General features: G+C 65.8%; 16 protein-coding genes and 1 tRNA gene. 5 read left to right on the top strand and 12 right to left on the bottom strand.

Translation table 11 applies throughout. The features are described 5' to 3' along the window. Positions 1 to 58 precede the first annotated feature (58 nt). Entirely contained in the window at positions 59 to 1,519 is a 1,461-nt protein-coding gene (locus HSRCO_RS11030) for an RtcB family protein (protein ID WP_259517697.1), read from the bottom strand. Between the two features lie 50 nt (positions 1,520 to 1,569). Next, entirely contained in the window at positions 1,570 to 1,980 is a 411-nt protein-coding gene (locus HSRCO_RS11025; protein WP_259519799.1) for an archease, read from the bottom strand. A gap of 188 nt (positions 1,981 to 2,168) precedes the next feature. On the opposite strand from HSRCO_RS11025, the gene HSRCO_RS11020 reads away from it, so the two are divergent. The 3 genes from HSRCO_RS11020 to HSRCO_RS11010 are packed head-to-tail and all read left to right on the top strand — an operon-like array spanning position 2,169 to position 4,651. Continuing rightward, complete coding sequence (locus tag HSRCO_RS11020) at positions 2,169 to 2,645, top strand: N-acetyltransferase (RefSeq protein ID WP_259517696.1); 477 nt, start codon at positions 2,169 to 2,171, stop codon at positions 2,643 to 2,645. Between the two features lie 48 nt (positions 2,646 to 2,693). Beyond that, positions 2,694 to 3,869 carry a DNA primase small subunit PriS gene (gene priS, locus HSRCO_RS11015; protein WP_259517695.1) on the top strand — a complete coding sequence of 392 codons (1,176 nt, stop codon included), beginning with the start codon at positions 2,694 to 2,696 and terminating at the stop codon, positions 3,867 to 3,869. Between the two features lie 2 nt (positions 3,870 to 3,871). After that, positions 3,872 to 4,651: a hypothetical protein gene (locus tag HSRCO_RS11010; protein WP_259517694.1), complete on the top strand. Its 780-nt coding sequence runs from the start codon at positions 3,872 to 3,874 to the stop codon at positions 4,649 to 4,651. Positions 4,652 to 4,906: 255 nt separating this feature from the next. Here the strand turns inward: HSRCO_RS11010 and HSRCO_RS11005 are convergent, their stop codons facing one another. Together HSRCO_RS11005 and HSRCO_RS11000 are read right to left on the bottom strand one after the other, a co-directional pair. Next, positions 4,907 to 7,180: a CDC48 family AAA ATPase gene (locus HSRCO_RS11005; RefSeq protein WP_259519798.1), complete on the bottom strand. Its 2,274-nt coding sequence runs from the start codon at positions 7,178 to 7,180 to the stop codon at positions 4,907 to 4,909. 8 nt (positions 7,181 to 7,188) lie between these two features. Further along, positions 7,189 to 7,440: an Hsp20/alpha crystallin family protein gene (locus HSRCO_RS11000; RefSeq protein ID WP_259517693.1), complete on the bottom strand. Its 252-nt coding sequence runs from the start codon at positions 7,438 to 7,440 to the stop codon at positions 7,189 to 7,191. A gap of 186 nt (positions 7,441 to 7,626) precedes the next feature. Between HSRCO_RS11000 and HSRCO_RS10995 the strand changes: the two genes are divergently transcribed. Beyond that, a complete protein-coding gene (locus HSRCO_RS10995; RefSeq protein ID WP_259517692.1) occupies positions 7,627 to 8,406 on the top strand; it encodes an alpha/beta fold hydrolase in 780 nt (259 codons plus the stop codon). Between the two features lie 21 nt (positions 8,407 to 8,427). Here HSRCO_RS10995 and HSRCO_RS10990 read toward each other — a convergent pair whose 3' ends face one another. Both HSRCO_RS10990 and panB read right to left on the bottom strand, forming a co-directional pair. After that, complete coding sequence (locus tag HSRCO_RS10990; RefSeq protein ID WP_259517691.1) at positions 8,428 to 9,735, bottom strand: acetamidase/formamidase family protein; 1,308 nt, start codon at positions 9,733 to 9,735, stop codon at positions 8,428 to 8,430. A 68-nt stretch (positions 9,736 to 9,803) separates the two neighbouring features. After that, complete coding sequence (gene panB, locus HSRCO_RS10985; protein ID WP_259517690.1) at positions 9,804 to 10,616, bottom strand: 3-methyl-2-oxobutanoate hydroxymethyltransferase; 813 nt, start codon at positions 10,614 to 10,616, stop codon at positions 9,804 to 9,806. Between the two features lie 90 nt (positions 10,617 to 10,706). Between panB and HSRCO_RS10980 the strand changes: the two genes are divergently transcribed. Then, a complete protein-coding gene (locus HSRCO_RS10980) occupies positions 10,707 to 10,940 on the top strand; it encodes a DUF5822 domain-containing protein (protein ID WP_259517689.1) in 234 nt (77 codons plus the stop codon). On the opposite strand, the gene HSRCO_RS10975 is transcribed toward HSRCO_RS10980, so the two are convergent. The 6 genes from HSRCO_RS10975 to HSRCO_RS10950 form a co-directional block, all read right to left on the bottom strand. Continuing rightward, positions 10,927 to 11,457: an HAD family hydrolase gene (locus tag HSRCO_RS10975; protein ID WP_259517688.1), complete on the bottom strand. Its 531-nt coding sequence runs from the start codon at positions 11,455 to 11,457 to the stop codon at positions 10,927 to 10,929. The two genes, HSRCO_RS10980 and HSRCO_RS10975, sit on opposite strands and share 14 nt — an antisense overlap. A gap of 9 nt (positions 11,458 to 11,466) precedes the next feature. Further along, positions 11,467 to 12,594, bottom strand: a complete 1,128-nt coding sequence (locus tag HSRCO_RS10970; protein ID WP_259517687.1) for an acyl-CoA dehydrogenase family protein — start codon at positions 12,592 to 12,594, stop codon at positions 11,467 to 11,469. A 47-nt stretch (positions 12,595 to 12,641) separates the two neighbouring features. Continuing rightward, a complete protein-coding gene (locus HSRCO_RS10965) occupies positions 12,642 to 13,829 on the bottom strand; it encodes a DHHA1 domain-containing protein (protein WP_259517686.1) in 1,188 nt (395 codons plus the stop codon). Positions 13,830 to 13,889: 60 nt separating this feature from the next. Continuing rightward, positions 13,890 to 14,414 (bottom strand): multiprotein-bridging factor 1 family protein, encoded by a 525-nt coding sequence (locus HSRCO_RS10960; protein ID WP_259517685.1) that lies wholly within the window; start codon positions 14,412 to 14,414, stop codon positions 13,890 to 13,892. 90 nt (positions 14,415 to 14,504) lie between these two features. Further along, positions 14,505 to 16,361 carry a methyl-accepting chemotaxis protein gene (locus HSRCO_RS10955; RefSeq protein ID WP_259517684.1) on the bottom strand — a complete coding sequence of 619 codons (1,857 nt, stop codon included), beginning with the start codon at positions 16,359 to 16,361 and terminating at the stop codon, positions 14,505 to 14,507. Between the two features lie 512 nt (positions 16,362 to 16,873). Next, positions 16,874 to 16,958, bottom strand: a tRNA-Leu gene (locus tag HSRCO_RS10950). Positions 16,959 to 16,997 lie beyond the last annotated feature (39 nt).

Here is a 16,997-nt window from a genome sequence, read left to right as displayed (position 1 = left end):
AAATGTCTTCCGGAGGACCGCTGATGGGGCCGGCGGTGACGGACCGCGCCGGTCTAGATCAGCCCTTGATGTTCACTACCGGGTAGGTGCGGGCGACCGTGTCGCCGATGCCGAGTTCGTCGGAGACGCGGACGACCTCGTCGACGTCCTTGTAGACGCCCGGCGCCTCCTCCGCGATGGTCGCGCCGCTCTGGGCTTTCACGTATATCTGGTGTTCGTCCCGGAGTTCGTCCTGGACGTCCCCGCCCCAGAAGTCTTTTTTCGCCTGGGTTCGACTCATCAGGCGACCGGCGCCGTGGGCGGTCGACCCGAAGGTGAGGTCCATCGAGTTCTCCCCGCCGCGGAGGACGTAGCTTCCCGCACCCATGCTGCCCGGGATGATGACCGGTTGACCGACGTCGCGGTAGGCCTCGGGCACCTCCGGGTGTCCGGCGGGGAACGCCCGGGTCGCGCCCTTGCGGTGGACGTAGAGTTCCTTCTGCTCGCCGGCGACCTCGTGGGTCTCCTTCTTCGCGATGTTGTGTGCCACGTCGTAGAGCAGGTGCATGTCCAGGTCCCGCCAGTCGGTGTCGAAGACGTCGGCGAAGACCTGGCGAGTCTGGTGCATGACGAGTTGCCGGTTGACCCACGCGTAGTTGATGGCCGCGTTCATCGCACCGTAGTACTCCTCGGCCAGCTGGCTCCCGGCCGGTGCGGCGGCCAGTTCACGGTCCGGGAGCGACTCCAGGAGGTCGGCGTGGTCCTGTTCGATGCGGCGCAGGTAGTCGGTGCAGACCTGGTGGCCGAGGCCGCGGGACCCACAGTGAATCAACACGACGATCTGCCCCTCCTCCAGGCCGAAGGTGTCCGCGACGTCTTCGCGGTAGACGTCGGTGACCCGCTGGACCTCGAGGAAGTGGTTCCCACTCCCCAGGCTCCCGATCTGTTTGCGACCTCGATTTTTCGCCTCGTCGGAGACCGTCGAGGGGTCGGCTTCCTCGCGGAAGCCGTTGTCCTCGCAGTGTTCGAGGTCGTCCTCGACGGCGTACCCGTTTTCGAGCGCCCACCGCATCCCCCGGTCGAGTATCTCGTTCACGGTGCTCGTGGTCCCCTGGACGACCCCACCCCCACCGAGGCCCGAGGGAATCGCCTCGAACAGGGCGTCGACCAGTTCCTGTTCGTGTCCCTGGACGTCCTCGTAGGTGAGGTTCGTTTTAACCATTCGGACGCCGCAATTTATGTCATATCCGACGCCTCCGGGGCTGATGACGCCGCTTTCGGCATCCGTCGCGGCGACGCCGCCGACGGGGAAGCCGTACCCCTGATGGCCGTCTGGCATGCAGACCGCGGGCGACTGGATGCCGGGGAGGTGGGTGACGTTCGTGATCTGCTGGAGGGTCTTGTCTTCCATGATCTCCTCGAGCAGTGCCTCGCTCGCCATCACCCTGGCGGGCACGCGCATCTCCCCCTCGGCCTCGATCTCCCAGATGTAGTCGTCGATCTGGGTCAGTTCGATGCCGTCGGCGTCAAATGTAGTCATACTGTCCCGTTCGGTCGCCGGGGGCGTGTAGGTTTCGGCCTGCCCACGACTCAGACGTCGAAGACGACGTAGGCGTGCCACTCCCCATCGCGCTGGGAGAGATCCATCTCGGAGTAGGTGACGGCCTTGAGGTCCCGCGCGATTACGTCGGCCAGGGGGACCCCGCGTGCGGACGCCTCGACGGTCCACTCTTCGCCCTCGCCACTGACGTCCGCTTCGTGGTCGACCGGCAGCACCTCGCGGACGTCTCGCTCGTAGATGAGTCGGTCGAGGTAGTCGAACAGCACCGCCTCCCGGTTCTCCGCCGTTACCGAGAGGGTGAATCGGTCGCCCGTGGCCGGAATCTCGTCTGCCATCGCAGCGGTCATCCCCTCGGCGACCGCGGCGAACACGTCGCCCATGGAATCGCCAGTCGCCTCGACCGCGATGTCGGCAGTGTGGTCTTGCAATTCGAACGGCATCACGGCGTCCCCCTGGAGGGTCGGCGTGCCCAATCTGTGTTCATAGCCGCAATGAGGGCGGCGACAATCTTGAAACTGGACCTTTCCGGCCCAGAGCGAGGGGAGTGGGCCGTATCGGTAGCCGATAGGGATGCTACCAGTCACCAGGGGCGGTGGAATTATATTCGCGCGAGTGCAATCTGTCGGCAGTGAGCGTCACGGTAGACAAACAGGTCGTTCCGCCGGGAGACGACGAGCATCTCTCGGCCGCCTGGGAACTCAAAGAGCGGATTCGGGAGGACGAGGACCTCCTCAAACAGCGCTGGGGCTTCTTCTCCGACGCGTACCGCCGGTCGACCGTGTACGCCTATCTCGACGGGGACTCCCTCATCGGGTTCGCCGCCGCCAGACGTGACGGCTATCTCCTCTTTCTCGCGGTCGACCCGGCGTATCGCGGTGACGGATTCGGGGAACGCCTCGTCGCGTTCGTCGCCGACGAACACGACGACGTCACCTGTCACGCCAGAACCACCAACCAGAACGCCCTCGAATTCTACCAGCATCTCGGCTTCTCCGTCGTCCGTCGGATCGACAACTACTACGAAGACGGCGCTCCGGCCTTCTACCTGCGTCTGGGCGACAGCGAGGACCTCGTCGATCGCATCTCCGAGTTCTTCCGCCGGTAGGGACGGAGCGATACGCCTTTGGTAGCGGGTTTCGTACGCCGGTGCGACATGGAGGATCGAACGCGGGCGTACCTTCGAGGGCGATTCCGCGATTACTACCGCCGATCGGCCCCGGCCCTGCCACCGGATCCGGCCGCCCGCGAGTGGGGCTACATCCCCTGGACGTCGGGCCCGGACACTACGATGGTCCGACACCGGTCCCAGCTGGACCTCGGCGACCTCGAGACGTTCCTCGCCCGCGAACGCCCGCGGCATGTTTACTACTCGGCTGGCTACTACGACGACCCGAGCGCCCGGACCATGGCCGATAAGGGGTGGCGCGGCTCCGACCTCGTCTTCGACATCGACGCCGACCACCTGCCGAACGTCGACCTCGGGGAGACCACCTACGCCGAGATGCTTGCCGCGGGGAAGGAATCTCTGGAACGCCTCGTCGCCATCCTCACTGACGACTTCGGCTTCGAAGATCTCTCGCTCGCGTTCTCGGGTGGCCGTGGGTATCACGTCCACGTTCGGGACGAGTCAGTCCACACGCTGGATCGCGAACAGCGCCGCGAGATCGTGGAGTACGTCAGGGGGAACGGCGTCGACCTCGAGTCGCTGCTGGAGACCGAGGCCGTTGGCGGGATGGGGCGAAAGACGCCGACCTCGCGGCGAACGCTTCCAACCGACGGTGGCTGGGGCCGTCGCGCCGTCGACCGGATCGACACCTTCGTCGACGAACTCCTGGCGATGGACGAGGCCGACGCCATCGAGTACCTGGAGGAGTTCGACCGGGTCGGGGAGAAGAGCGCCACCGCCGTGTTGAACGTCGTGAAGGGGAACACCGACCAGGTTCGCTCCGGGAACGTGGACGTCCACCCCGCGTTCCTCCCGGTCGCGCGCCAACTGGTCCAGGCGGCGGTCGAGGGGGAGGCCGCGTACATCGACGAACCGGTGACGACGGACACCCATCGACTCATCCGCCTGCCGGGGACCCTCCACGGGGGCAGCGGACTGGTCGTCACACCGCTGGAACCCGGCGAGGTGTCCTCGTTCGATCCGTTAACCGATGCTATCCCAGACACCTTTCGGGGTCACGACATCGCCGTCGAAGTGGCCGAGGAGACCCGACTGGAGTTCGACGGCGAGACGCGGGTCGTCTCCCCGGGACGAAAGGTACTTCCAGAGTACGCCGGTATCTTCCTCATGGCCCGCGGCGCGGCCGAGAAGGCCAGAGAGTAAGGATGGATCTAGAGGAGTTACGGGCGGTACAGACCCGCGAACGAGCCACCGACGGACTCCAGGAGCTACGCGAATCCTTCTACGCCGACGTCGCTACATACATCCAGGAGTTGCGCGAGGAGCGCGACCGCGCGGCGGCCGAGGCCGACGACCCGTTCCGGAACCCGCGAGTGAACGAACTGACCGACGAGATAGAGGTGACCGAACAGGTCGCCGAGGCCATCTACGAGCGCCGCATCGGCAAACTGGTCAAACAGGCGAGTCTGGCGGCCGCCGGCATGCCCGACGACCAGACCGGCCTCACGAACGAAGAGCAGGACCTCTACACCGACCTCGTCGACCGCATCCGGGAAAACAAACAGGGCGTCCTCGACGTCATCGCCGGCGACGCGCCCATCGACGACGCCGACGGCGCGGACGAGGAAGCCGCACGTGGCGGTCCGTCTTCCGATGGCGCTGACGATACCGACGACTCCCCGACGCCGCCACCGGACGTCCCACCGCAGGAGCAGCCCACTCCCGCAGCAGAGGCGATGGGCGGAGAGTCGGGCTCCGAACAGGATGGGGACGACGAGTCCACGCCGCCCGACACCGACGAGATGGCCGATGCACCCGACGCCGACGACGTCGACCGCACGACGGTTCGCGTGACCAGCGATGTGGGTGAGATATTCGGCGTCGACGAGCGCGAGTACTCGCTGTACGAGGACGACGTGGTCCAGTTGCCCGAGGAGAACGCCGAACCGCTGCTCCAGCGGGACGCGGCCGAGAAACTGGACTGACGATAGGGGGTTCGGGAGACGAGTGTTACCGTAAGGAACTCCGAGTGCAGGGTGTAGCAATATCGTATTTTGCTTAGCCCTTGCATTCGCGGCACGAGTGGTCCGTTAGGACCCGGAAGTGCCGCGATTCACCGGCCGCGAAGCGACCGGCCCACGGACCGACCACCGCGCGCCGGAGGCGCGCGACGGGAGGGACGCCGGGTTTTCATGAACGTTTTGCCAGGGCGAGCCGAAGGCTCGCCCGCGGCAAAAGGTTCACTGGAAGGTTCGGCCGAACATCTCGTCTTCTTGCTCTTCGGGGGCGGTGCGGGCTTTCTTGAAGCGCTCTTCCATTTCCGCGTAGCGCTCGGTCACCTCGTCGTCGACACTCGGCGAGACGGACTCGAGTGCCTCCTCGAAGTGGTCCATCGTGACCCTGACGTTCCCGACGCTGTCCATCGCCTCCTCGGGATCGACGCTGTTGATGAACTCGCGGGTCGCGGCCATCGTGGCCTCGCGGCAGACCGCCTCGATGTCGGCGCCGACGTAGTTATCGGTGCGTCGGGCCAGTACGTCGAGGTCGACGTCGTCCGCGAGCGGTTTGTGCTCGGTGTGGACCTCGAAGATGGCGCGGCGGGCCGCCGTGTCGGGGACGGGGACGTGGATGTGGCGGTCTAGCCGTCCAGGCCGAAGGAGCGCCGAATCGATGAGGTCCGGGCGGTTGGTCGTCGCGATGACCACGACGTCCTCCAGGTCCTCGATCCCGTCGAGTTCCGTCAGCAACTGGGAGACGACGCGCTCGCCGACACCGGAGTCGCCGGAGTGGCGGCCCCGTTCTCCAGCGACGGAATCGATCTCGTCGAAGAAGATCACCGTCGGCGCGTTCTGGCGGGCCTTTTTGAATATCTCTCGGACCCCCTTCTCGGACTCTCCGACGTACTTGTTGAGGAGCTCCGGCCCCTTCACGGAGATGAAATTGCTCTTGGCCTCGTTGGCGATGGCCTTCGCGAGCAGGGTCTTCCCCGTTCCCGGTGGGCCGTACAGGAGGACGCCACGGGCCGATTCCAGGTCCATCTTTTCGAAGACAGGCCCGTATTCGAGTGGCCACTGGACCGTCTCTCGGAGTCGTTCTTTGGTGTCCTCGAGACCGCCGACCGACTCCCAGGAGACGTCAGGGACCTCGATGAAGACCTCGCGAAGGCCGGCTGGTTCGATGCCTTTCATCGCGTCAGTGAAGTCGTCCTGGGTGACGCGGATGCCGTCGAGGATCTCGGCGTCGATCTCGTCCGATTCGAGATCGATTTCCGGGCGGATGCGACGGAGGGCATTCATCGCGGCCTCCTTCGCCAGCTGCTCGATGTCCGCGCCGACGTAGCCGTGGGTGTTCTCGGCGAACTCGTCGAGGTCGACCGCGTCGGTGAGTGGCATCCCGCGCGTGTGGACCTGGAAGATCTCTTTGCGGCCTCGCTTGTCCGGCACGCCGATCTCGATCTCGCGGTCGAAGCGCCCACCCCGGCGCAGGGCCGGATCGATGGCGTCGACGCGGTTCGTGGCCGCGATGACCACGACGTCGCCGCGCTCCTCGAGGCCGTCCATCAACGAGAGTAACTGTGCGACGACCCGGCGCTCGACGTCACCCGAGGTCTCACCGCGTTTCGGGGCGATCGAGTCGATCTCGTCGATGAAGATGACGGCTGGGGCTTCCTCTTCGGCTTCCTCGAAGATCTCCCGGAGTTGTTCTTCGGATTCGCCGTAGTACTTCGACATGATCTCCGGGCCGGAGATGTTCTTGAACGAGGCGTCGATCTCGCTCGCCACCGCCTTCGCGATGAGCGTCTTCCCCGTCCCCGGCGGTCCGTGCAACAGGACGCCTTTCGGCGGTTCGATGCCGAGTTGCTGGAAGAGTTCGGGGTGGCGCATCGGCAACTCGATCATCTCGCGGACCTGCTCGAGTTCCTCGTCGAGACCGCCGATGTCCTCGTACGTAATGCTCGGCGTCTCCCGTTCTGCGGTCTCCTGTGCGACGATGTCCTCGGCGGGTTGCTCGCTCACGTGGACCTCCGTCGAGTCGGTCACGACGACGGTGCCGGTGGGTTCGGTCTCGGCGATCCGGAGTGGAATCTGCTGGCCCGAGGCGGCCGCGAGTCCACCGAAGCCGAGGGACACCGGGACGGTCTGGCCGGTCGTCACGGGCCGGCCGCTCAACTTATCGCGGATCATCGGCTCGACGTTCCCGCGGATACGGAGGTTCTGCGGGAGGGCGACCGTCACCGACGTCGCCGGTTTGATGTCTGCCTTCTCGACGGTGACCCGGTCGTCGATCCCGACGTCCGCCTCCTGTCGGAGCCGGCCGTCGATGCGGATGACGCCCTTGCCCTCGTCTTCGGGATAGCCGGGCCAGACCCGGGCGACGGCCCGCCCCTGTTGGCTCCCCTCGATCACGATGTAATCGCCGTTCTCGAGCCCGAGTTCGCGCATCGAGGCCCGGTCGACGGCGGCGAGTCCACGCCCTGCGTCTTTCTGTTTGAGTGGTTTGACGGTGAGTTTCATCTCGTCGGTCATTCCCCGCTCACCTCGATAGTTAGCACGCCATTGGAGATAAACGTGTGCGCATCTCCGTCTGGCACGTCGAATTCGTACTGTCGTTCCCCCTCCGCTGTCTCCAGGACCACGATGGCCGTCTCGTCGACGACCTCGACCGTCGCGTCGTCGGCGACCGCACCGAGATCCGCGACGAACACCGTCTCGTCCTCGTAGTCGTACTGCCGATACAACACCTCGTCGCGTGCCTGGTGTGGTACTGATACCATCTTGCTAACAACACGTTATCTGTTTACCTATATAAAGATTTTGACCAAGAATCGCAAGCAAGCGACCGCATTACTAACAATAATGGAAATGCGGTTCCGAGACTCCGCGTTCGAAGACGGCCCGGGCGACCGCAGACCGTTCATCTCGCCAGAACGTTCATGGCCGCGGCCTCCGAGTCCCGACGTATGCACTCCGTCCATCACGACGGTCGGGAGACCGAGTATCGGGTCGCCGACCGGGAGGCGTCGGGACCGACCCTGGTATTCGTTCACGGAAGCGGTGGCAGCCACGAAGTCTGGAAGTCCCAACTGGCGCGACTCTCGGGGGAGTATCGGATCGTCGCTCTCGATCTGAGTGGGCACGGCCGTTCGGCGGACGTCGCCACGCAGGACGGTCCTACCGCTCGCGAGCGCTACGTGGAGGACCTCCTCGCCGTGACCGAGGCTGTCGACGGGGACGTGCTGGTCGGCAATTCGCTCGGCGGGGCGGTCGTCCTGTCGGCTCTTCTCGATCGGGACCCTTCCGTGGACGCCGCGATTCTGGCCGGGTCCGGGGCGAAGTTGGCCGTCCTCGAGGACCTCCGTGACTGGCTCGCCGACGACTTCGACCGGGCCATCGCGTTCCTCCACGGCGAGGATATGTTCTTCCACGATCCGGACCCTCGCCTGGACGCCCTTTCTCGCGAATGCATGCGGGCTGTCGACCAGCGCGTCACCGAACGGGATTTCCTCGCGAGCCACACGTTCGACGTCCGCGACCGCCTCGACGCCGTCGCGGTCCCGGTCCTGGCACTGACCGGGGAGTACGACCGGCTCACACCGCCGGAGTACCACGAGTACCTCGCGGAACACGTCCCGGCGGGGGACTGGACGACCGTCTCGGACGCGGCGCATCTCTCCATGCTCGAAGCGCCCGAGCGATTCAACGCGGTGCTCCGCGAGTTCGTCGCGGAGCGGTCCGGCTAGAACGGGCCCGTGGGCCGGTGTTCACAGGTCGTACTGCTCGCGAACGAGGTGGTCGAGACCGCGGTCGGCCAGCAGGTCCATCGGGACCATGAGGCTCAACTGGACCACGCCGGGGAGGCGACCGACCTCGACGCCTCCCGTGAAGGTCGCGCGGGTCCGTATCTCCCCCTCGCTCATCCCCAGCAGCGCCTCGGCCCGGTCGTATGCGTTATCAGTGGCGGCGTTGATGGTCGCCCCCGAACCGATGACCTGTATCGGACCGGCGTCGGTCTCGACGTCCACGTCGTACTGCTCACCCAGCGCCCGGCCTCGCTCGCGGTCCTCGTCCGTGAACGGGGCGACGATGTGCGAGAGGTCCTCCTCGTTGGGGAGCAACAGCGGGCCGTCGATGTCCAACCCCTCGATGACCTCGACCTCGAACTCCGTCCACCCGCTCACGTCCGTCGTGTGGAGGGCCAGTTCGCCATCGCCCTGGTTGGCGTGCATGTCGCCGACGTAGATGCCGCCGCCCTCGACCTTGACCGGCACGATCAACACCGCGCCCGGTCGGACCGCGTTGACGTCCATGTGACCGTCGGTGCGCTGTGCCAGTTCGTCCGTGCCCGCGAGTCCCCAGTCGTGGTCGGCGCCGATGAGGCTCTGTCCGAAGTCGCCGGCGTTGTGCGAATCCGGCATCTCGATCGGTGGCGTCGAGCCGATGTTCCCGACGAAGGGGCGAAGGTGGCCGAGCGTTCCCGGCATCTCCGACGGTTCGAACAGCAAGATCGGATGTTGTTCGGCGTTCTCCGGCAGTGCCGCTGCCTCGTCGGCGTCGAGGGCGAACTCGTGGGCGGCATCTTCGTCGACGGTGATACCGACGTTCCCGTCGACGTCGAAGGCGGTCGTGATGCCGTACTCGAACGCGAACGGGGCGGCGTCTGCCCCGCACTCGGCGCACCGGATGGCGTTCTCGCCCGTTCCCTCGACGATGGTCTCGGGCCACTCCGCGCCACACTCCGGACAGACGTGGTCCACGAAGGGGTCCTCGCCGAAGGCCTCCTCGCGGGGCGCCATCGTGCCCGTACTCGTCGCGATGCTCGTCACCTCGACGTCGCGGATGTGGACGGCGATGGCATCGCCGACGCTCGCCCCCTCGACGGCCACCGGCCTCGTCACCTCGTGTCCGCCCTTGAACGACGGGGTGATCATCGGCCCCCAGCACGCCGGCGGTGTGTGGGTCCGCACCGTCCCGCCGTCGGCGACCGTCCCTGCCCACTCGACGTCCGGTCCGACGAGCCCTCGCGTATACTCGTCGACGGTTAGCTCGTTGTGTACTTCTTCCTGGGACATGGTACAGTCGCACCTACACGCCCACCGCCAAAAAGTGTGAGGGGGATAACAGGTCAGGTCGAGAAGCGTCAGTAGATGTCTTCGATGTCGGATTTGACGTGACTGTGTTCGTCGGCGGGGAACTCGCCGGACTCGACGGCGTTTCGGTAGGCGTCCACTGCCGCTTCCATCTCGGCACGGACGTCGCCGAACTGCGCGGAGAAGGGCGGCGACCGCTCCGAGAGACCGAACACGTCGGTGAGCACGAGTACCTGGCCGTCGGTGTCCGGGCCGGCACCGATACCGATGGTCGGGATGTCGATGGCCTCGGTGACCTGGGCGGCAACGTTCGCCGGCACGTGTTCCAGCACCAGCGAGAAGGCCCCTGCTTCCTCGTGCTCTCTGGCGAGTTCGAGGATCCGTTCGGCCGCGGCCGTCGTTGTCCCCTGTCGGCTGTAGCCGCCAAGCTGGTTGACGTGCTGTGGCGTCAACCCGAGGTGCGCCATGACCGGGATGCCCATGTTCGTGAGGTGGTCGGTGAGGTCGACCGTGTGGGGGCCGCTCTCCAGTTTGACGGCGTCCGCGTCGGCCTCTTTGAGCATGCGTCCGCAGTGTTCGACGCTCTCGGCCCTGTCGACGCCGACAGAGAGAAACGGCATGTCCGCGACGACCAGGGCATCGTTCGTCGCCCGGGCGACCGCGGCCGTGTGGCTCTCGACCTCCTCGGTGGTCACCGGCAGGGTCGAATCATATCCCAGAACGGCGTTGCCCATGCTGTCCCCAACGAGGATGACGTCGATTCCGGCCCGGTCGACGATAGCCGCAGTGGGCGCGTCGTAGGCCGTGAGCATCGTAATCGGCTGATCGCCGGCGTTTTGGCGAAGGTCCTGGACGGTCGGCATACGGTGTGCTCGCGCTGCCATCGTGGTAAACGTTTGCGAACGGCCAGCCGATGCCAATCGTTTATGCGCTGGCCAGTCGTCTCTCGAGGCGTGCCAGAACGCGTCGCATCGACCGACCCGGAGGGTATCGATTACGGGTGGGTCGTCCAGATGACCTTCGTCCTCTCGATTGCCATCGGCGCGCCAATCGTGGGACTGCTCGCCCTGACGACCGATCTGCCGACCTGGAACGCTCGGCTCTCCTTTGCGGTGCGGGTCGGTGCCGTCGTCTGGTTGGCCGTCGGTATCGCAGTCCTCACGTACGCCAGGTTCAGACGCGCCTGAAGGCGACGCCGGCCCGTTCGGCCGCCTGCTCGTCCGTCTCGCTGTCCCCGACGAACAGCGCGTCCTCCGGGGCGACGGAGAGAACGTCCAGTGCGGCGAGTACCGGTTCGGGGTCCGGTTTGCGGGCGTCGACCGTGTCGCGACCGACGACCACGTCGACCGCCTCGAGCAAGGATTCTTTCTCGAGGGCGATGCGGACGGCGGCCTCCGCATTGAGCGAGACGACGCCCGTCGGGACCTCGTCGTCGAGGAGGGCGTCGGCGAGGGGGAGGCGGTCGGCTCGCCTGGCCCCCTCGCGTTCGTGTCGAGCGAGGATCGCTTCGACCTCCTCGCGGACGCCCACGGCGTCGGCGGCGTCGAGCAGGTCCCAGGTGACCAGGCCGTCCGGATCGGCGCCGGCCGTTCGAAGGACCGTCGCTATCTCTCGTTCGACGGCGGTCCAGTCGACGGCCAGGCGGACCAGGGTTCCATCGAGGTCGTAGAGGATGGCCTCGTACTCTGCGGTGCTGGTGTCCATGCTATCCGCTCACTCGAAGATGCCCCGGGCGATGATGTCCTTCTGTATCTCGGAGGTCCCCTCGTAGATGGTCGTCACTTTGGCGTCGCGGTAGTATCGCTCGACGTCGAAGTCCTTGGTGTAGCCGTACCCACCGTGGAACTGGACCGCCGTCTCGGTCACGTCGACCGCCGTCTCCGTCGCGAAGAGCTTCGCGCGGGCGGCAGCGTGCCGATAGTCCTCGCCGTCGTCCGCCAGTCTGGCCGCCTCCCGGGCGAGTTCGCGGGCGGCGGCGATGTTCGTCTGCATCTCGGCGGCGTCGTGACGCAGCGCCTGGAACTCGGCGATCGACTGTCCGAACTGGTCGCGTTCGCGGGCGTACGCGACGGCGTCGTCGAAGGCGGCCTGTGCGAGTCCGACCGCCTGGGAAGCGATGCCGACGCGGCCGTTGTTGAGGATGTGCAGGGCAGCGGAGAGGCCCTCTCCCTCTTCCGTCAACCGGTACGTCGCGGGAATACGGACGCCGTCGAAGGTGAGTGACGTCGTATCGCTGGCCCGGAGCCCCATCTTGTCCTCTTCTTTGCCGACCGTGAGGCCGTCCGCGTCTTTGGGGACCAGGAACTGGGTCACCGACCGCGGGTCGTCGGGATCGGTCTTCGCGAACAGGATGACGACGCCGCTCCGTCGGCCGTTCGTGATCCACTGCTTCTCGCCGTCGATGACGTATTCGTCGCCCTCGGGTCGCGCGACCGTCGACATCTCCGCGGGGTTCGAGCCGGCTTCCGGTTCGGAGAGCGCGAAGGCGCCAACGGGTCGCCCCTCGGCCATCTCCGGCAGCCAGGCCTCCTTGAGATCCTCGTCGCCGAACTCCGCCAGACAGGAGGTCGCCAGGCCGTGGACGCCCAGCGCCGTCGCGACGGCGAGTGCGCCGTACGCCACCTCCTCGTTGACGATGCTGTAGGTCGTCATCTCGAGGTCCAGACCGCCGTACTCCTCCGGGACGGTCATCGCAGTCATGCCGAGGTCAGCGAGCGTCTCCCAGACCTCCTCCGGAAATTCCGCGTCGCGGTCGGCCGCTGCGGCGATCGGTCGGATCTCCTCGGTGGCCACCTCGCGGACGGTGTCGCGGATGGCCGTCTGCTCGGCTGAGAGCTCCATGGCTCTCACTATGTGAACCGCCCTAAAAATGATGAGTGATTCCCGCGCTATTCGAGGAACGAGACGACGTCCGGGGGATCCGCGTCGAGACCCCCTCCCTGGGCGAAGGTCGGTCCACCACCGCCACCACCGCCGAATTCCTCGGTAACCTCGTCGACGACGTCGTTCGCCGCCACCTCGCCGGTCGTCGCGACCACTACGAATGCCCGTCCGTCGCCACCGGCGACCGCGAGGACGTCGCCCTGGCCGCCTGCCAGCTCCTGGAGCCGGTCCCCGACGTCGTTCGCATCGAACCCGTCGACGACCCCGACACGCCAGGTCAGTCCGTCCTTCTCGACGGTATCGAGCCCGGAGAGCCGACTGTCGAGTACCTCGTCGGTCAGGTCGCGGACCTCGCTTTCGAGGGAATCGCGTTCCTCGAGCAGCCGTTCGACCTCGGTGGCGAGTTCGTCGACATTGGTGCCGATAGCGCTGGCGGCATCCAGTATCGCACGGTGTTCGTCGGCCCGTCGTTGGATGCCCGTCGGGCCGACGGCGAATTCGACCCTCGTCAACCCCTCTCCCGGGTTGGACCGTTCGAGGATCGTGACCTGGCCGATCTCGCGCGTGTTGGCGACGTGGGTGCCGCCGCAGGCCGCGACGTCCCACCCGTCGATGGTCACGAGCCGAACGGTGTCGGCGTCGGCCATGACGCCCTCCTCGGTGGCCGAGTTGAACGCGACGTCCTCTCGGTCGAGGGCTTGCTCCCGCGGTACCGCCTCCCAGGAGACGTCCCGGGAGTCCCAGACCGTTCGGTTCGCCAATCGCTCGAGTTCCACGAGCACGTCGTCGGTGACCTCCGTGCTGGTCTCGAAGTCCACGCGGACCTTCTCGTTCGTGATGCCGAACCCACCGTATCCGAGGTCGTCGAGCAGCCGACGGCCAGCCCCGTAGAGGACGTGACTCGCCGTGTGTGCTCGCATCGTGTAGCGACGGAACTCCTCGTCGATCGTGGCGACGACCTCCGCGCCCGCCGCGAACGACGGTTCCCTGGCGAGTCGATGGACGGTCTCGCCCGCCACGGTCTCCACGTGTTCGACGGGCACGCCCTCGATAGTCCCCCGGTCGGCCGGCTGGCCGCCGCCCTGTGGGTAGAAGTAGGTCTGTTCGAGGACGACGTCTGTTCCGTCCACGCTGGCGACCGTCGCATCGAACTCGGTGACCGTCGGATCGGCCGCGGCGAGTGAATGCGTCATCGTCCCACGACACGACGGGCCACGATAAAAACGAGACGGTTACCCCGCGTGCGTGCGGTGCTACTCCTCGGCGAGTTCGACGTCCAGGAAGTCCTCCAGGGCGGCGATCACCGAGCCCCCGACGCCGGCCCGGGTCGCACGCCCCTGTTCGACGGCGAGGAGGTCGTTCTCGCTGATGTCCAGTTCCTCGGCCAGTTCCTCCCGCTGGAGTCCTGCGTCCTGCCGTGCACGGACGACCCGTTCGCCGTAGTCGCGGACCAGGTAGGGCAACTGGTCGCGATCGTAGTTCGTCCCCTCCTCCTCCCAGTGCGTCGAATCGCCTTTCGCGGCGTCCATCGCCCGCGCTGTCTTCTGGGCGGCCCGTTTGCCGGGGCTGTCGCGCTGTTGTCCACCGCCACCGCCGCCACCGCGGTTGGAACCGCCGCTCGGTCCGCCGCCGTCCCCGTGTGTCGCACAGTCGGGGCAGACCTGCAGTTCCGCGCCGGCGACCGTGGCGGTACGGAGGTCCTCTGTCGCCGTCCCGCAGAGCTCACAGGTCCCGCCACCGTCGCTGCCGCGGGAACCGCCCGTCGAGTACTTGGCCATATCCCCGTGTATGGTAATCACACCATTTGAATACCCCGCTTATCGACCCGTTTCCCGGGGAAAATCGGTCGGATTACGTCGTTCGTCCTCTCAGTCGTCGCCGGTCGAGATGGATTCCCACTCCATGCCGCTGCCGTCGGTGGCGACGGTCTCCCACTCCATCGTATCGCTCGCCTCGATTGCCGCCGGATGCTCGACATCGCCCGGTTCATCCGGTTCCTCAGCCGTCTCGAACGCCGCGACTGCCTCCATCGACTCGTCGATAGTGAACGCGTCGAGTTTCTCTTCGAGTCCCGCGGCGTTCTCCGCGAGATGGTCGGTATGCTCCGCGACGGTGTTCAGCGTCGCGGCCTGCTCCTGTGCGGCGGCAGCCACGGTCTGGGCTTCCGCGGAGGTCTGTGAACTGATCGAAGAGATGTCTTCGACCATGCCCACGACGTCCTGGGTGGACTCGGCCTGGTCGGCAGTCGCTTCGCTGACCTCCCGGATGCTGGTGTTGATGTTCGAGACGTTCTCGGCCATGCGCTCGAAGGCCTCCGTCGCGTCTTCGACCGTCTCGACCCCGCTGTCGACCCGGTGGGTCATCGCCTCTATCTCCGCGACGGTCTCCTCGGATTGCTCCTGGACGTCGTCGATGAGCGAGCCGATGTCCTCGGCGGACTCCTTGGTCTCCTCCGCGAGGTTCTTGACCTCTTCGGCGACGACGGCGAAGCCTTCTCCGCCCTCGGAGGCGCGGGCGGCCTCGATTCCGGCGTTGAGCGCGAGGATGTTCGTCTGGTCGGCGATGTCGAGGATGACGTCCGTGATGTCCTCGATCTCGCTCAGGGTCTGGTTCAACTCGTTGACGGCCGCGACGGTGGCGTCGGTCCGCTCTTCGATGGCGTGCATCTCCTCGATAGCGCTTTCGGCGGCCTCTCGACCGTCTTCGCCGACTGCCGCCGTCTCGTCGGTGAGCGTGGCCACGTTGTCGGAGGACGCCGTGATCTCCTGGATCGTCGCCGAGAGGTTCTCGGCCTCGTCCGCGGTCTCGTCCAGCCGTTCGGCCTCCTCGTCGACCCCCATGGATATCTCCTGGATGGAGTCGCTGATGTCCTCGCTCGCGTTGCGCACCTCCTCGGCACTCGACTGAACCTCGCGGCTCTCCTCTGCGACCTGTTCCGCGAAGGCGATGAGCGATCCCAGCGTCTCCTCCCAGTCCTCGAGCATCTCGTTGAACGACGAACCGATCTCAGCCATCGCCTCGTTGTCCGTATCTGCCTCGAGACGCTGTGTGAGATCGCCGTCGGCCACCCTGGCGATGGTCCGCTGGTAGGATTGTGCGGTCTGCTCCAGCGCCTCGTTTCTCGCTTCGATCTCCGCCCGTTTCGTCTGCAATTCGTCCATCCGGGATTTGAGATTCCGCTCCATCTGGGAGAGCGATTCGCCGAAGGTACCCGGGATCTCTTCGTTCAGGACGTCGGCATCGAACTCCTCGGCGCCGATCGCGTCAGCCTGGGCGGCGGCCGTGCGGATGTACTCGTGCATCGATTCGAACGACGACGAGAGGCCCCCGATCTCGTCGTCTTGATCGAAGACCGGTACCGTCCCGTCGAGTTCACCCTTGGCGACTTCGTCGGCCGAGGCCCACATCGCCTTCACCGGCTCGACGAAGTCGGAGTTGATGATGTAGACGGTGTTCAGTTGCGCGACGACCGCGAGGACGAAGACCAGGCCGAACAGCCCCATCTCCACTGGGGTCAAAAGGGCCAGAAGCTCGCCGACACCGAGGAAGGCGATGCCGAAGACGAACAGTCCGAGCATCGCCATGAACTGGAGACTCACTGCCGTCAGCATTTTCCGCCTGATGCTCTCGTCCACGCCGATCGCGTCCATGACGCCCCGCAGGATCCGTACGTAGAGGCCGAGGGGACCCGAGGGGGTCGCGGGTGATGGTTCGTTTGTTGACATAGTTGAGTGGGTGGGGATCGCCCATCGGGAGATGGGGTATATGCGAGCTACTTGTCCTAATGTGGTAATAAAACTGCGGGACCAGAGATCATATCTGGTAATTAGACCGTCGCTCCTGGGGTCAAATCCGGCGCTGTCGCTCGGGAATGTGGTTTCGACAGAAGTTGTGCGTGGGTGATGTCCCGGAGGACTTCACCCGCATCGCGAGTCGGTTTCCCGACGTGGCGATGCGTGGGACCGGATTTGAACTACGCCCGAGAACCTGCGCACGGCGCAGAACCTCGGTCTCCTTCAAATCCGCCCCTGCTCGTTCGCCCCCCGTTGGTCGCTCACTGCGCGGGACCGGATTTGAACCGGAGGAAGACGATCACTCTCACTTCGTTCGAGTGCTGCGACTTCCAGGGTTCAAATCCGGCGGCGGTGCTGATGAACGTTGTTTCGACAGAAGTTGTGCGTGGGTGATGTCCCGGAGGACTTCACCCGCATCGCGAGTCGGTTTCCCGACGTGGCGATGCGTGGGACCGGATTTGAACCGGCGAACCTCTACAGGACAGCGCCCTCAACGCTGCGCCTTTGACCTAGCTTGGCTACCCACGCTCGCCCGTGCGTTTGCAAACAGTGGTAGTCTGGGCCCGA

It is taken from the genome of Halanaeroarchaeum sp. HSR-CO (genome assembly GCF_024972755.1).
GTDB lineage: Archaea > Halobacteriota > Halobacteria > Halobacteriales > Halobacteriaceae > Halanaeroarchaeum.
The sequence above is the reverse complement of the archived record's forward strand: the minus strand, read 5'-3'. Positions and strand labels throughout refer to the sequence as shown.

Bases quoted from the DNA above. Each gene is read 5' to 3' on its own strand.
- HSRCO_RS10965 (WP_259517686.1), bottom strand. From the start codon at position 13,829: ATGACGCATTCACTCGCCGCGGCCGATCCGACGGTCACCGAGTTCGAT.
- HSRCO_RS11010 (WP_259517694.1), top strand. From the start codon at position 3,872: ATGGATCTAGAGGAGTTACGGGCGGTACAGACCCGCGAACGAGCCACC.
- HSRCO_RS11025 (WP_259519799.1), bottom strand. From the start codon at position 1,980: ATGCCGTTCGAATTGCAAGACCACACTGCCGACATCGCGGTCGAGGCG.
- HSRCO_RS11030 (WP_259517697.1), bottom strand. From the start codon at position 1,519: ATGACTACATTTGACGCCGACGGCATCGAACTGACCCAGATCGACGAC.
- HSRCO_RS10975 (WP_259517688.1), bottom strand. From the start codon at position 11,457: ATGGACACCAGCACCGCAGAGTACGAGGCCATCCTCTACGACCTCGAT.
- HSRCO_RS10995 (WP_259517692.1), top strand. From the start codon at position 7,627: ATGCACTCCGTCCATCACGACGGTCGGGAGACCGAGTATCGGGTCGCC.
- HSRCO_RS11005 (WP_259519798.1), bottom strand. From the start codon at position 7,180: ATGAAACTCACCGTCAAACCACTCAAACAGAAAGACGCAGGGCGTGGA.
- priS (WP_259517695.1), top strand. From the start codon at position 2,694: ATGGAGGATCGAACGCGGGCGTACCTTCGAGGGCGATTCCGCGATTAC.
- HSRCO_RS10960 (WP_259517685.1), bottom strand. From the start codon at position 14,414: ATGGCCAAGTACTCGACGGGCGGTTCCCGCGGCAGCGACGGTGGCGGG.
- HSRCO_RS10955 (WP_259517684.1), bottom strand. From the start codon at position 16,361: ATGTCAACAAACGAACCATCACCCGCGACCCCCTCGGGTCCCCTCGGC.
- panB (WP_259517690.1), bottom strand. From the start codon at position 10,616: ATGCCGACCGTCCAGGACCTTCGCCAAAACGCCGGCGATCAGCCGATT.
- HSRCO_RS10990 (WP_259517691.1), bottom strand. From the start codon at position 9,735: ATGTCCCAGGAAGAAGTACACAACGAGCTAACCGTCGACGAGTATACG.
- HSRCO_RS10970 (WP_259517687.1), bottom strand. From the start codon at position 12,594: ATGGAGCTCTCAGCCGAGCAGACGGCCATCCGCGACACCGTCCGCGAG.
- HSRCO_RS11000 (WP_259517693.1), bottom strand. From the start codon at position 7,440: ATGGTATCAGTACCACACCAGGCACGCGACGAGGTGTTGTATCGGCAG.